The organism is Polynucleobacter sp. UK-Mo-2m-Kol15 (assembly GCF_018881505.1).
Taxonomy (GTDB): domain Bacteria; phylum Pseudomonadota; class Gammaproteobacteria; order Burkholderiales; family Burkholderiaceae; genus Polynucleobacter.
Map to the genome: position 1 here is coordinate 765,671 of NZ_JACVQC010000001.1, position 14,086 is coordinate 779,756.

General features: G+C 43.5%; 13 protein-coding genes. 11 read left to right on the plus strand and 2 right to left on the minus strand.

What is annotated here, in order from left to right; translation table 11 throughout:
* Nucleotides 1-39: 39 nt before the first annotated feature.
* The 11 genes from ICN43_RS04045 to ICN43_RS04095 all read left to right on the plus strand — a co-directional run bounded on the left by ICN43_RS04045 (nt 40) and on the right by ICN43_RS04095 (nt 11,689).
* Complete coding sequence (locus ICN43_RS04045; RefSeq protein WP_216197324.1) at nt 40-912, plus strand: fumarylacetoacetate hydrolase family protein; 873 nt, start codon at nt 40-42, stop codon at nt 910-912.
* A gap of 139 nt (nt 913-1,051) precedes the next feature.
* Nucleotides 1,052-1,915 (plus strand): TauD/TfdA family dioxygenase, encoded by an 864-nt coding sequence (locus ICN43_RS04050; protein ID WP_216197325.1) that lies wholly within the window; start codon nt 1,052-1,054, stop codon nt 1,913-1,915.
* A gap of 10 nt (nt 1,916-1,925) precedes the next feature.
* On the plus strand, nt 1,926-3,035 hold the full coding sequence (locus ICN43_RS04055; protein WP_216197326.1) for a mandelate racemase/muconate lactonizing enzyme family protein: 1,110 nt from the start codon (nt 1,926-1,928) through the stop codon (nt 3,033-3,035).
* Between the two features lie 37 nt (nt 3,036-3,072).
* Nucleotides 3,073-4,026, plus strand: a complete 954-nt coding sequence (locus ICN43_RS04060) for a tripartite tricarboxylate transporter substrate binding protein (RefSeq protein ID WP_216197327.1) — start codon at nt 3,073-3,075, stop codon at nt 4,024-4,026.
* Nucleotides 4,027-4,053: 27 nt separating this feature from the next.
* The gene (locus ICN43_RS04065; protein WP_216197328.1) at nt 4,054-5,613 is read left to right on the plus strand and encodes a rhodanese-like domain-containing protein; all 1,560 of its coding nucleotides are present in this window, start codon (nt 4,054-4,056) and stop codon (nt 5,611-5,613) included.
* A 146-nt stretch (nt 5,614-5,759) separates the two neighbouring features.
* The gene (locus ICN43_RS04070) at nt 5,760-6,818 is read left to right on the plus strand and encodes an AbrB family transcriptional regulator (RefSeq protein ID WP_216197329.1); all 1,059 of its coding nucleotides are present in this window, start codon (nt 5,760-5,762) and stop codon (nt 6,816-6,818) included.
* 164 nt (nt 6,819-6,982) lie between these two features.
* The gene (locus ICN43_RS04075; RefSeq protein WP_370623151.1) at nt 6,983-7,942 is read left to right on the plus strand and encodes a Bug family tripartite tricarboxylate transporter substrate binding protein; all 960 of its coding nucleotides are present in this window, start codon (nt 6,983-6,985) and stop codon (nt 7,940-7,942) included.
* 42 nt (nt 7,943-7,984) lie between these two features.
* Nucleotides 7,985-8,959, plus strand: coding sequence for a Bug family tripartite tricarboxylate transporter substrate binding protein (locus ICN43_RS04080; protein ID WP_370623196.1), 975 nt, complete (start codon nt 7,985-7,987; stop codon nt 8,957-8,959).
* Nucleotides 8,960-9,106: 147 nt separating this feature from the next.
* Nucleotides 9,107-10,300 carry a CaiB/BaiF CoA-transferase family protein gene (locus tag ICN43_RS04085; RefSeq protein WP_216199893.1) on the plus strand — a complete coding sequence of 398 codons (1,194 nt, stop codon included), beginning with the start codon at nt 9,107-9,109 and terminating at the stop codon, nt 10,298-10,300.
* Between the two features lie 29 nt (nt 10,301-10,329).
* Nucleotides 10,330-11,241: a hydroxymethylglutaryl-CoA lyase gene (locus ICN43_RS04090; protein ID WP_216197330.1), complete on the plus strand. Its 912-nt coding sequence runs from the start codon at nt 10,330-10,332 to the stop codon at nt 11,239-11,241.
* Nucleotides 11,242-11,296: 55 nt separating this feature from the next.
* Complete coding sequence (locus tag ICN43_RS04095) at nt 11,297-11,689, plus strand: VOC family protein (RefSeq protein ID WP_216197331.1); 393 nt, start codon at nt 11,297-11,299, stop codon at nt 11,687-11,689.
* Nucleotides 11,690-11,742: 53 nt separating this feature from the next.
* Here ICN43_RS04095 and ICN43_RS04100 read toward each other — a convergent pair whose 3' ends face one another.
* Both ICN43_RS04100 and ICN43_RS04105 read right to left on the minus strand, forming a co-directional pair.
* Entirely contained in the window at nt 11,743-13,350 is a 1,608-nt protein-coding gene (locus tag ICN43_RS04100) for an MFS transporter (protein WP_216197332.1), read from the minus strand.
* 10 nt (nt 13,351-13,360) lie between these two features.
* The gene (locus tag ICN43_RS04105) at nt 13,361-14,077 is read right to left on the minus strand and encodes an IclR family transcriptional regulator (protein WP_216197333.1); all 717 of its coding nucleotides are present in this window, start codon (nt 14,075-14,077) and stop codon (nt 13,361-13,363) included.
* Nucleotides 14,078-14,086: the final 9 nt, after the last annotated feature.

Consider the following 14,086-nt stretch of genomic DNA (forward strand, 5'->3'; position numbering starts at 1 on the left):
TAATCTATTAGCATTAAAGAAATTATTTAGAAAGACTGTATGAGACTTTTTAGTTACCGTGATCAGAGCAATAAAAAAAGTATTGGAGTTCTTTGCAAAAAAGACTCAAATGAATTTGTTGATTTATGCGCAACCGATACCAGCATCCCAGCAGATTTAGGTAGTTTGATTGCAATGGATCCCGAACTAGCAATAGCTAAAAAGGCGCTTGCAAACCCCAATGCAATTATCAGAAATCTCTCCGATATTCAGTTTGATATTTTGATTGATCGACCTGGAAAGATTGTTTGTATGGGGCTGAACTATGCTGATCATGCCAAGGAGGGGGGTAATGCGCGGCCTGAGTATCCCAGCTTCTTCATGCGTGTCCCTAGCTCGCTTGCTGCTCATGGGGCTCCACTAATCCGACCTCAGGTTTCTGATAAATTAGATTACGAGGCAGAGCTAGCATTTGTAGTGGGTAAAAGAGCCCGTAATTTAAATAGACAAAATGCGCTTGACTGCATTGCTGGCTACAGTATTTTTAATGATGGAAGCATGCGTGACTATCAACGTAAAACCACCCAATGGACTATTGGCAAAAACTTTGATCAGACTGGTGGATTTGGCCCATGGCTGGTAACGCCAGATGAGTTGCCTAAGGGAGCTCATGGCCTTCAGATTCAATCCCGCTTAAATGGAGCGGTAATGCAAAATGCCAATACGAAAGATTTTTTATGGGATGTTGCAGAGACAATTGTCTTAATCACTGAATGTATGACTTTGGAGCCTGGTGATGTGGTAATTACTGGCACACCTGCGGGAGTGGGCTATGCAAGAACGCCACCCGTTTTTATGAAACCGGGTGATATCTGTGAAATCGAAATCGAAAATATTGGCATCTTAAGAAATAGCATTGAGGATCAGGGGTAAGCGCTAGGATTTGCCTAATGCTGTTGCAATTCAGAATAAGTTACCGACTTCAATAGACTTTTGGAGCGTTGCCATATATCTGCAATGCTGTTTTTTCAAAAAAGTTTTAAATTCTTTATTAAATCTGAGGGTGTGAGAGATGGCTAAATTAAAAATTCAAAAATTAGCTGATGCGCTGGGTGCTGAGGTTTCAGGTGTAGATATTTCTAAGCCACTTTCTAAGGAAGATCTTGGTGAAATATTGGCCGCTTGGAAAGAGCATTTAGTGTTGAGATTTAGGGGGCAGGAGTTAACCGATCCTCAGCTACTTGAGATCAGTCGTAATTTCGGTGAGATAGATCCGCCAGGACCTAATTCTTATGGAAAACCTTTCATCGCAGATTTTCCGGATATTAATGTGATCTCTAATATTAAGGTTGGCGAACAACCGGTTGGAGGATTAGGGGATGGGGAGGCGGTATGGCACGCGGATATGACTTACATCGACACCCCACCTAAAGCCTCCTTTTTGCATGCACTTGAAATACCGCCGACTGGTGGGGATACTGCATGGGGCAATATGTATTTGGCTTATCAAGCTTTACCAGCCCACTTAAAGCAAGAGATTAAAGGTCGCAAAGCTATTCATGATGCCACTTACAATAGTGCAGGCATGATTCGCAAAGGGATGAAGGATGTAACTGATCCAAGAGAAGCGCCCGGAGCACATCAACCCTTGGTGTCAAAGCATCCTGAATCAGGTTTACCCTGTTTATTTTTGGGCAGACGCCGCAATAGCTACATCCTGGGGATGGACTTAGATGCCAGCAATCAACTGCTAGATGAGTTGTGGGCACACATTGATAATCCAGAATTTACATTTACACAAGTTTGGCAATTGCATGATTTAATACTTTGGGATAACCGCTGTACATTACATCGTCGAGATAGTTTTGATCCTCAATCTAGGCGCTTAATGCATCGTACCCAAATTAAAGGCAGTCCCGTCATTCCATTTGAATAAGGCAGGCAATATGAGGTCAATCATTAATAAGGTAGAGGTTTTTGGCGTTGCAATGCCGCTAGTAGGCGGCGGGTTTAAGAATGCATATGCCACTAAAACAGTGCAAAAGAGCGCTGTTATTCGTATTACCGATAACGATGGTCGGATAGGCCTGGGGAATATAGATCCCTCTCCGGGTTACTCTGTTGAGACGATTGAGGATTCATTAAAGGTGCTTAAGGAGGTGTTGGCACCATCGATGATTGGAGTAGATGCTTTCAATATTCATGAATTACTCATTGCAATGAATAAAAAGGTCGATCACTTTTATGATGCAAAAGCTGCAATTGAAATGGCTTGTACGGATCTTATTTGTGGAAAATTAGATATACCCGTCTATACCTATCTTGGCGGCCAAGTTGTTGATGCCCTGCAATTCAATGCATGGATAGGAATTTTACCGCCCGATGAGGCTGCTGCTGAAGCAAAAAAATGGTTTGATAAGGGGTTTAAGTCGGCCAAGGTTAAAGTGGGTGGAAATATTCATGCCGATAGAGATCGTATAGCCGCAATTCGTGCGGCTGTAGGTCCAAGTATGAAATTACGTGCTGATGCAAACGCTGGGTATCAGGTAGATGAGGCAATTGCACTCGGTAAATTGCTGGAGCCATTTGACTTACAGCTTCTAGAGCAGCCAGTCCATGCTGATGATCTATCTGGCATGGCTAAGGTGAGGCAGGCTGTTGGTATTCCAATTATGGCTGATGAATCTATTGTTGATCACGAAAGCTTAATTGCGGTTATTAAGGCCGATGCTGCTGATATTGTGAAGTTAAAGGTCATGAAGCAGGGGGGATTTTTAAAGGCCCGCAGGATGTTAGAGACGGCAAGTGCAGCAGGTCTGAAGGTCGTCATTGGGCATGGTTTTGGCTTAGGCGTGAATACGGTTGCAGAAATTATGTTTGCCTGCACTAGTCCAGATGTCTTGCCAGGCTTGGAATGCGTTGGCCCATTAAAAACAGTTGACGATATTGTGACTCAGAAGTTGGATATCTCTAGTGGATCTTTGAGCCTTCCTCATGGCCCTGGTTTAGGCGTTACGCTGGATGAAGCAAAAATGAAGAAATACGATTTTGTCTAAAACACTCTTCTACTCTTTTATACCTGGAGACAATGTAATGCACCTCAAAAATATCGTCAGTATTTTCCTGTTATCTTTTGCGTGCTTATCAAGCGCTCAGACTAGCAAAACGACAACTATCATTGTCCCGTTTGCTACCGGTGGAACAGTGGATATAGTTGCTAGACAACTCGCGCCAGATTTGGGTAAGTCTTTGGGTGACAATATTATTGTTGATAACAAAGGCGGTGCAGGCGGTACTATTGCAACTGCAAAGCTAGCCACTTCGAGTCCAGATGGAAAAACAATTATGTTTCACCATATGGGCTTTGTATTTAATCCAGCACTATACGATAAGCTGCCATTTGATACACGCAAGGATATTATTCCCGTCGCGGATATTGGTGTGACACCAAATGTACTGGTGGTTACTAACTCCTTGCCTGCAAAAAATATTACAGAGTTTTTGGCGTACGCTAGGAAGAATCCTGGCAAGATTAATTATGGTTCCGGTGGAGTTGGTAGTGCGGGGCATCTTGCAATGGAGATGTTTGAAGATGCCGGCAATTTTCAGGCAACCCATGTTCCATACAAGGGCTCTGGACCTGCAATTACGGATTTAATTAGCGGTCAAATTCAGGCGATGCTGATGACGATTGCATCTATTAAACCTTATATTGACTCTGGCCAAGTAAGGGCGTTAGCCACGTCTGGATTGGCCAGGACTCCTTCCTTGCCAACGCTCCCCACTCTAAATGAAAGCGGTCTGAAAGGGTTTAGTTTTGAGCCATGGTATGGTGTGTTTGCGCCTGCGAAGACACCGCAAAAAACATTGGAGCAGATTAATACAGCAGTTAATGATGCCTTAAAGAATCCTGAGAACCAGGTAAAGCTTGCTGGACAGGGTCTCGAGGTTAAGCCAATGACAATACCCCAATTTACTGCCATGGTAGATGCTGATTTGGCGAAGTGGGATAAGGTAATCAAGCGTCTCAATATTAAGGCTGAGTAATTGTTCATCCAATCACTAGGAGCTGTAATGTCGATTCAATCTGTTGATGCAAAAACCTTAAAGCAGTGGCTTCATGATCGCTCTGAAATTGCTTTATTTGATGTTCGTGAGCATGGTCAATATGGTGAGTCACATCTTTTCTTGGCGACTTCAGTTCCTTATAGCCGATTGGAGTTTGATGCTGCTCGATTGGCGCCCCGCAAGTCTGTGCGACTGGTTGTCTATGACGATAACGGCTCTGGAGTATCGATCAGAGCTGCCAAAGCACTAGTGAAGCAGGGTTATCAAGATATTTATATTTTAAGCGAAGGTGCTCTAGGCTGGAAGAATGCTGGATTCAATTTATTTGCTGGTGTCAATCTACCATCTAAAACCTTTGGCGAGCTGGTAGAGCATCAGTGCCATACACCTCGCGTCACCGCTCATGATTTAGTCAAGATGATGAACGATGAGGATGATTTCATCGTCCTGGACGGTAGGCCGCAAAGCGAATTTAAAAAAATGAGCATTCCTGGGGCTTTATGCTGCCCAAACGGAGAGCTAGCCTATCGCATTAAAAGTCATGTAAATAATACGAACACCAAAATCATTATTAACTGCGCTGGTAGAACACGCAGTATTATTGGCGCCCAAACTTTGATTAATTTGGGAATTAAAAATCCAATTTATGCATTAGAGAATGGTACCCAAGGTTGGTACTTAAATGACTTTGTATTGGATCATGGAAAAATTGCTCAGTACGCTCAGCCTAAAGTTGATGGTGAGATACTGGCTGCTGCTGAGGCCCTATTAAGTAAGTTTGATATTTCATTAATTTCTGATGAGCAATTTTCTGTTTGGAAAAAAGACGAGAGTCGCTCCTTGTATCTCTGTGATGTGAGAACTGCAGAAGAGTTTGCAATGAATGGATTGCCTGGAGCGCAAAATACTCCAGGCGGACAAATGATTCAGGCTACCGATCAATTTGTTGGCGTTCGAAATGCGCGAATTGTCTTGTATGACTCTGATGGTGTACGGGCGATTACTGTGGCCAGCTGGTTAAAGCAGATGGGTCATGATGTTGCAGTTTTACAAGACGGTATTCACAGTAAGGCAAGTCTTGAAAGACCTCAAATTAATCCTCGGCTTGGTTTGACACCTATTGGCATTGATAGCTTGCAAGAAATTCTTCGAGATAATTCTGCTTCTGTTTTAGATATTCGCGGCAGTATGCAATTCCGCCATGCTCATTTATTAAATTCAATTTGGGCAATTCGCCCTCGACTGCAAGAAATGATTGGCGATACTTCAAAGTCGATTGTGATCATTTCGGATGATCCTGCTCTTACTTATGGAGCGCTACTAGAGCTCGAGGGAAGTGGTTTAAGTACTCATCTTTATGAAGTGGAGGGTTCCCAGTTTCCAAAAGAGCTTCAGACGACTTCTTCAAAAGTATTTCCGCCGGATTCAGACTGTATTGATTTCTTATTTTTTGTTCATGATCGCCATGATGGCAATAAGGAAGCAGCACGTCGTTACCTTGAGTGGGAGACTGGCCTCATTGCCCAGTTAGATGAAGATGAAATTAATTTGTACTCAATTCAATAGGCTTAAGACAGAATAAATTGTCCGAACACTTCTCTGCACTAGTTGAATACGACTTTGCCCTTATCTTTGATAGATAGGCGATGGCACAGGGGGTGCCCTCCTAAAACCGTAAAAATTATTGCCATCTAAAAAATCTCACCTCATTAATGAATTTTCATTTTGCCCATTTAAGTATTCCGATCCGCTGGATGATATTACTTTTATTGAGCGCTTTACTTTCTGTCGCGCTATATCTGGGGCATTTTCCTGCTGCTATTTTGTTGGGGTGTATGTTTGCTGCAATTCTGATGGCTACCCGAGGTGCAGCTTTAAGGATTCCAAAGTGGTGCTTTGCGCTGGCTCAGGGTGTTCTTGGTTGTTTGATGGCTCAAAGTCTACAGCCACAAGCGTTGAATAATGTTGGAAAAAGTTGGCCTATTATTCTGGGTGTCACATTATCTGTATTTTTTGCCAGCATTATCGTAGGTTGGGTGTTTATGCGTCGCGGCATTTTCCCTGGGAGTACCGCAGTATGGGGTCTAGCTCCGGGAGCCTCAGCTGCAATGGTGGTAATGGCTGAGGCCTATGGAGCTGATGTACGATTGGTGGCCTTTATGCAATATCTACGAGTTGCATCGGTGACCGTTATTGCTGCAGCCATTGCACACTTTTGTACTTCAGTGAGCTTGATGCAGACAGCTATCGCGCCCCATTGGCTTGCGCTTGATAGCTCAAATCTGCTGATGACTTTAGGTTTAGTGCTAGGTCTGTCCCCGCTTGCATATAAGCTTGGTATTCCAGGTGGAGCAATGATCTTGCCATTGATATTGGGTGCAACATTGCAGTATTTTGGTCTCATGGTCATTGAGCTACCACTTTTATTGCTGACAGTAGCTTATGCCGTCGTTGGGTGGAGTATTGGACTGCGTTTTGATGCACAGATCTTAAGGCACGCATGGCACGCTCTACCTCAAGTTTTGATGGCAATTGGCTCCTTAATATTACTGAGCGGTGTGATTGCTATTGGTTTATGGCAATTGTCTGATTATGATTTATTCACAGCATATTTGGCATCCTCTCCAGGTGGAGCAGATTCTGTTGCAGTCATTGCTGCAACAACGGCTGTAGATGCCGGTTTTGTGATGTCTGTACAGATATTCCGATTCTTATTTATCTTAGCCTTTGGCCCGATTGTTTCAAAATATGTGGCAACTAAGCTAGGTTAGCTTTGGTATCGAACAGGATCTAGGGTTATCCCGAATATCACCTTAGGGTTTCGCTCACCGAATTAAATCTCCAACTGAATCTCAGCTGATTGTGGGTAATAATGCGTTTATAGGGGGAGTGCAGTAGTTATCTGCTAGCCCTTAAAAACAATTGGAGACCTTGAGTGAGAAATTTTTTAATAGCCTTTGCGGTAATGATTTCATCGAGCGCAGCATTAGCCGACTACCCAGAAAAATCAATACGTTTGGTCGTGCCATTTGCCACTGGTGGTACTTCTGAGATTGTTGCAAGATCTGTTGCAAGCGGCTTGAGCGCTAGTTTGGGTCAATCCGTTTATGTTGATAATAAGCCAGGCGGTGCAGGTAATATTGCTATGGAAGAGGTTAAGCGCGCGAACCCTGACGGCTATACTTTAATGCTGGGTCACGTTGGTACTCTCGCAGTTAACCCAGCCTTATTTGGTAAGAAATTACCCTATGACCCTAATAAGGATTTTGCACCGGTAACCCTAGTCGCAAAAGTTCCCAATGTGATTGCAGTTAGCGAGAAAAGTCCGAACAAAACGCTTGCTGATTTCGTTGCAGATGCTAAGAAAAATCCAGGAAAAATTAACTACGGCTCAGCAGGAAATGGAAGTGCCGGTCATTTGGCCATGGAGTATTTTTCCTCTGAGGCTGGAATAGATTTAGTGCACGTGCCCTACAAAGGATCTGGACCCATGCTGACCGATTTGATTGGCGGCCAGATTCAGGCGACATTCAATGGCTTGCCTTCCTTAATGGGGCAAATCAAAGGTGGGACTTTACGCCCACTAGCCGTTGGGTCCGCTGATAGATCAAGAGTTTTGCCAAATGTGCCTACATTATCGGAGTCAGGCTACAAAGGATTTGAGACATCTCAGTGGTACGGAATTATCGTCCCTGCTGGAACACCGCAGCCTATCATCGATAAATTACAAAGAGAAATTGCGAAGACCCTTAAATCGAAGGAAGACTCCAAGAGGATGTTAGAGGATGGGGCGATATTGGTAGGGGATACGCCGGCTCAATTTAGTGCATTCATTAAGGCAGAACAAATTCGTTGGGCAAAGGTAATTGAAAAAGCGAAGATCACGATTGATTAAATATCAAACGTGATCTAAATGGAGATTATTTAAATGTTGATGATGAAAAAGAAAAATATCCTGAATATATTCCTAGGTATTGCCGTTGGTTTTTTGAGTTATTCAGTTTGCGCCCAAGAGTTCCCTCCTAAAAAAACAATTACTCTAGTTGTTGGCTTTGCAGCAGGTGGCGCTGCTGATACCTCTGCTAGGATCATTGCCAAGAAGTTGGGTGAGAATATTGGTGCCAATGTAGTGGTAGATAACCGTGGTGGTGCCGGTGGAAATATCGCACATCAGTATGTTGCGAATGGCCCAACGGATGGTAGTACGATCTTGTATGGTTCGGTTGGCCCACTCACCATTGCACCGCATATGATGAAGCTGCCTTATGACCCCTTTAAAGATCTTGCACCAATCACCATGGCCGTTAACTTTCCTAATGTGCTAGTGGTCAATTCAGGTACAGGTATCAAGACGTTTGCAGAATATGTTGCCTTTGCCAAGAAGAATCCTAAAAAACTAGAATATGCATCTACTGGCCCTGGTTCAGCCTCACATCTTGCAGGAGAGTTGCTTAATGAAATGGCGGGTATTGATACGGTGCATATTCCATATAAAGGTGGTTCACCTGCAATGCAAGATTTATTGGGTGAGCGTGTAGCAGCTTATTTTTCAACCTACAGCACAGCGCAAGCCTATATTGAAAATGGCAAGCTGAATGCTTTGGCGGTAACTGGTCCGCAACGATTAAAGGCACTTCCTAAAGTCCCAACGATTGCAGAATCTGGTTATCCTGGTTTTAATGCAACCAATTGGTATGCCTTTGTTGCTTCATCTAAGGTTCCAGACGCCATATTGGATCGCTGGAATGTCGAGCTGGTTAAGGTGATGAAGTCGCCTGACGTAGTCAAGCAGTTAAATGATCATGGACTCACACCAATGCCTGACACACGAGACGAGCTTGCAAAATACATGGCCAAGGAATCGGCAACCTGGGGTCGCCTCATTAGAGAGAAGAAAATTACTAGCGAATAAGATTGGTCTGTGCAGATATAAAACCACCTTAGGGTGGTTTTTTCTTACGGCATCAGCCACGCTTTTCTAATAAAACTATAAAATTAATACTAATTTCTTCGCTGTATTTTGATCCATTATGAAAAATAAACTATTTTGAGTGTGAATATGGAGCCGCTAGCCAAATTAAAAGTCATTGAAATGGGGCAGCTCATCGCTGGTCCTTTTGCTGCTAAAACGCTTGGGGATTTTGGTGCTGATGTTATTAAGATTGAGCCACCAAAAGTAGGTGATGCCCTGCGTAAATGGCGACTGCTAAAAGATGGTACTTCATTGTGGTGGCAGGTTCAGTCACGCAACAAGCGCTCTCTATCCTTAGATCTCAGACAACTTGAAGCCCAAGAAATTGTTCGAACTCTCATAGTCGAAGCGGATGTATTAATCGAGAATTTTCGACCTGGAACTCTAGAAGGATGGGGTCTTGATCCCGAGAGGTTACTGGAACTTAACCCTAAGCTGATTGTTTTAAGAATTAGTGGATATGGCCAAACTGGTCCTTATCGAGATAAGCCGGGATTTGGTGTAGTGGCTGAGGCTATGGGTGGTTTGCGGCATTTAACCGCGGAACCAGGCAGAGTCCCAGTGCGTGTTGGGGTCAGTATCGGCGACACCTTGGCCTCCTTACATGGGGTAATTGGAATTTTACTGGCTTTACAAGAGCGTCACCGAAGTGGTAAAGGCCAGGTAATTGATGTTGCCTTGTATGAGGCGGTCTTTAATTGTATGGAAAGCTTGTTACCTGAGTACAGTGCGTTCGGGGAAGTCAGGCAGGCTGGTGGTAGTGCTTTACCAGGTATTGCCCCAAGTAATGCCTATCTTTGTGCTGATGGTGGTTATGTATTGGTGGCGGGTAACGGCGATAGCATCTTTAAGCGTCTCATGAATATGATAGGCCGAGTGGACTTGGCTAATGACCCAGCGCTCGAAAATAATGATGGTAGGGTTGCCCGTGTTGCAGAATTAGACCAAGCAATTGGTGCATGGGCTAAAGCAATCACGACTGATGAGGCTTTGCAGCTATTGGATTCTGTCGCAGTCCCTGCGGGGAAAATTTATACCGTAGCTGACATCGCAAATGACCCACATTTTAAAGCGCGAGGCAATATCGAAAATATCCAAATGCATGATGGTACGACACTAGCTGTTCCAAGTGTGCTTCCTAAGCTTTCTCGTACACCAGGCTCGATTAAATCTTTAGCCCCAGATATTGGAGAGAATACCGATGAAATTCTGTACGGCATTGGTTTAACGGAGGGGCAAGTAGCATCTTTAAAAGAGCGTGGCATTGCCTTTACTAAATAATCATCAATCAATTCAAGTAATTAAATATTATGAATAGAATTTATTTTAATGATGTTGTGACTCGGGATGGATTTCAAATTGAGCCTAACTTTATTCCTACGGATGACAAGGTCAAATTAGTAGATGAATTAAGCCAATGTGGCTTTGCCAAGATCGAGGTCACTTCTTTTACATCACCTAAAGCAATTCCAATGCTGCGTGATGCTGAAGAGGTAATGGGTAGAATTGCGCGAGTACCAGGTGTTGAGTACACAGTCCTAGTGCCTAATTTACGTGGTGCAGAGCGTGCCCTTGAATCTTGCGCTGATGAATTTAATCTTGTCATGTCAACATCTGAAACCCATAATCAGGCTAATTTAAGAATGAGCCGAGAAAAGAGTTTCGCTGGACTAGCCGAGGTTATTCAGTATGTAAACGGTAGAACGCCAATCAACGTATCTCTATCTACTGCATTTGGATGTCCTATGGAGGGCGATGTGCCACAAAGTGAAGTAGAGGGGTTTGTTCAGCGCTTTGCAGATTTAGGCGTGCGCGGCGTAACTATTTGCGATACAACTGGAATGGCGCATCCTGCACAGGTTGCAAGCATGGCAAATAATTTACAAAAAAAGTTTGGTAATTTGCAGCTGACCTTCCACTTTCACAACACGCGTGGAATGGGATTGGCTAACGTTCTTGCTGCTGTGCAGTCGGGTATTACCCGATTTGATGGCTCGCTTGGTGGTTTAGGTGGGTGCCCTTATGCACCAGGTGCCAGTGGCAATATCTCGAGCGAGGATGCTATTCATATGTTGGATGCTATGGGGTACGACACCGGAATCGATATCCCTAAATTACTAGGTTTAGCTCGTAAACTTCCCTTGATTGTTGGGCATCCTGTCCCAGGGCAAGTAGCAAAAGCAGGCAGAACATGTGATTTGCATGCTGCACCTGTTCAATAGAGCGGAATCAATAAGCTGGAAACATATTGCTGACTAATGTAAGGTGAATATTGGCGTGATTGATCATTTAGACCATCTTGTTCTCACTACTGCTCACGAAACTGAATGTGTTGATTTTTATACCCGAGTACTCGGGATGACGCTAGAAAGTTTTATTGGTGGAACGCCACCAGTAGAGCGTAAGGCATTTAAGTTTGGTAATCAGAAGATTAATTTGCATATCAAGGGTAAAGAGTTTGAGCCCAAAGCAGACCTACCAACTCCTGGTGCACTAGACCTTTGTTTTATAGCTGATAGATCTTTAGATATAGTGATTGCCAAACTCAATCAAGAGGGCTGGCCCATTATTGAGGGCCCAATTACTCGAACTGGCGCCACCTCAAAAATAAACTCGATTTATGTACGAGACCCCGATCACAATTTAATCGAGATTAGTGAACTCATTTGATTCTTGCGGAATCAGTCAGGACTAAATTCAAAAAAGATTCTGTTTTGCCGGCGCTAATCCTTTAGTCGAGATGCAATTTTTCTAGTAATTTGAGGTGGCTGAGAATCCATATGATATTTTTGCCGTTCTTCCTGCATTGCCAAATCTTGTACAGTGAAACGATCAAATCTTCGAAGATAGTCAGCCCAAGTTTCAAAGACAAAGTTTTCAATAAAGTTCCCAATGTGTTCTGCATCCTCAAATAGGCTCCATGACAAGGCACCCTGTCTCAGTCTGGATTTGCGAGCACGGGCCATCACTTCTCGGAATTCCTCAAGGCGATCTTTATGAACATGGTATTCAATAGAGATAACCACTGGGCCTGCTTGTAGATCAATGTCTTTGGTTGCATATGGCCTTTCTAGTGGGCATACTGGAGTCATATCATCTACAGCATGTTTATCTATTCGATAATTTCGAATTAAGAATAGGGTCATCAGACCAAAAACAGAGCTAATTAAAATACTGCTGGTCACATCGAGTTCACTGGCTATTTTCCCCCATACTGCAGCACCTAAGGCACTACCAGCCATTAGACTCATTTGGTAGATAGACATGCCTCTTGCTCTAACCCAACCGGGAAGTGTGAGTTGTGCTGCAGTGGTTAATGAATTAGCGGCTGCTAGCCAGGCCATTCCACAAACCATCATTAATGGTGATGCAATCCATATATTTGGAGCAAGTACAACTCCTGCGCAGGCAATGCAAAGTATGATTACTCCATAGTTCACTAGATTGCTAGATTTGAAACGTTTTCTGATGCGCGGAATTTGTGTTCCCGCAATTATTGCTCCAATCCCAAGGCAGGATAGCAGTAGGGTAAAGGTGCCTGCCCCACCTTCAAAGTGATCTTTTGCAATGACGGGTAATAGTGCAATCAGTCCAGTGGATTGTAGGAAGAATAAAAATGCCCGAATAATGATGATACGCATGCGATTGGATTGCCAAACATGTTGCACCCCCACTCGCATTGCCCCAATAAAGCGCTCACCCGGTAGGGTTGGAACATAATTTTGATATTGCCAACGTAAAACAATAGCTGTAGTAATCAAAGAGAGGACCATGTTCAGTCCAAAAACATACTGACTTCCCGCAATCGCAATAATGAACCCTGCCACTAAAGGCCCAATAATTCTTGAGGTATTCATGGCAATAGCGTTGAGTGCTAATGCTGGTTGTAGAGAGTCTTTTGGAACTAGTTCAGGGACGACGGCTGCAAAAATAGGCCAGCGCATAGCAAGACCAATTCCGTTAGTAAATGTAAGCAATAGAAGAGTGTAGGGCCCTAGAGTGCCAATCGCCAGAAATAGCATGAGCACAGTCGCATTGATTGCTAACCAGATTTGTGTAAATACAAAATAATGTTTTCTATTCACAATATCTGCCATCGCTCCACTAGGTAATCCAAGCAGAAGAACTGGAAGGCTGGATGCTGTTTGTACTAAAGCAATCAGGGTAGTTGAGGTGGTGAGTGAAGTCATCGTCCATGCAGCGGCCACATCATTCATCCACATGCATATATTAGCAATGAGCCAGGTAAACCAGAGCGCCCGAAAGCCATCAAATCGAAGTGGCGATAGCCAGCCATCTTGACCGATTAGGCGAAGTAGATAGGTTTTCATAGTTTCATTATTATTTAAAGGTGCCACCCAATAATTCAGTTAATTTTTTGGCGCTATCTTTTACTATTTTCTTCTGCTTCTCAAGCATTCGATAGGCTGGCATCGTTAAGGTAATTACACCAATTAACCCTTGCGAATTAAAAACGGGGGCTGAAATTCCTGCTATTTCTTTTACTCTATCACCAGAAATTGCAAGAACCATCTCTTCGCGAATTTTTGAGAAAACTTTACCAGTGGCGCCTTCAAAAGCCATTAAGACTTTGCCGCCAGCACCTTTATCTAGGGGTAGTAGATCGCCAGTTTTAATATGATCACGTAACGCTTGGTTTGAGTCTACTCTGAATAAGCATAATCGCTTATCGTCCTGCCGTACATAAAATGCAGCGCTTTCTTGGGTTGAATCAACTAGTAGTCTTAAGATGGGTGTGGCAATATTTTCTAGGGATGTATTCGCCTGGTAGGCGCCATGAAGTGACGCTACCGATGGGCCAAGAATATATTTTCCATCCATTTTTTTAGTTACCAAGCCTGCATTTTCTAAAGATGCCAGCATTCTTAATGAAGTGCTTTTGTAAAGCCCGGTTTCAAGAGAGATCTGAGAGAGGGTGAGCTCTGGATTTAGCGGGGTAAAGAGTCGAAGAATGGTTAGCGCTTTATCAACAGACGCAACCCCATCATTTGATAGGGAGATCTTATCTTTATCCGCATTACGAGATCTTCTGGGCATGCTCTATTC

Coding starts and splice junctions, on each gene's coding strand:
- ICN43_RS04055 (WP_216197326.1), top strand. CDS start 1,926: ATGAGGTCAATCATTAATAAGGTAGAGGTTTTTGGCGTTGCAATGCCG.
- ICN43_RS04050 (WP_216197325.1), top strand. CDS start 1,052: ATGGCTAAATTAAAAATTCAAAAATTAGCTGATGCGCTGGGTGCTGAG.
- ICN43_RS04080 (WP_370623196.1), top strand. CDS start 7,985: ATGAAAAAGAAAAATATCCTGAATATATTCCTAGGTATTGCCGTTGGT.
- ICN43_RS04105 (WP_216197333.1), bottom strand. CDS start 14,077: ATGCCCAGAAGATCTCGTAATGCGGATAAAGATAAGATCTCCCTATCA.
- ICN43_RS04070 (WP_216197329.1), top strand. CDS start 5,760: ATGAATTTTCATTTTGCCCATTTAAGTATTCCGATCCGCTGGATGATA.
- ICN43_RS04100 (WP_216197332.1), bottom strand. CDS start 13,350: ATGAAAACCTATCTACTTCGCCTAATCGGTCAAGATGGCTGGCTATCG.
- ICN43_RS04060 (WP_216197327.1), top strand. CDS start 3,073: ATGCACCTCAAAAATATCGTCAGTATTTTCCTGTTATCTTTTGCGTGC.
- ICN43_RS04085 (WP_216199893.1), top strand. CDS start 9,107: ATGGAGCCGCTAGCCAAATTAAAAGTCATTGAAATGGGGCAGCTCATC.
- ICN43_RS04090 (WP_216197330.1), top strand. CDS start 10,330: ATGAATAGAATTTATTTTAATGATGTTGTGACTCGGGATGGATTTCAA.
- ICN43_RS04045 (WP_216197324.1), top strand. CDS start 40: ATGAGACTTTTTAGTTACCGTGATCAGAGCAATAAAAAAAGTATTGGA.
- ICN43_RS04065 (WP_216197328.1), top strand. CDS start 4,054: ATGTCGATTCAATCTGTTGATGCAAAAACCTTAAAGCAGTGGCTTCAT.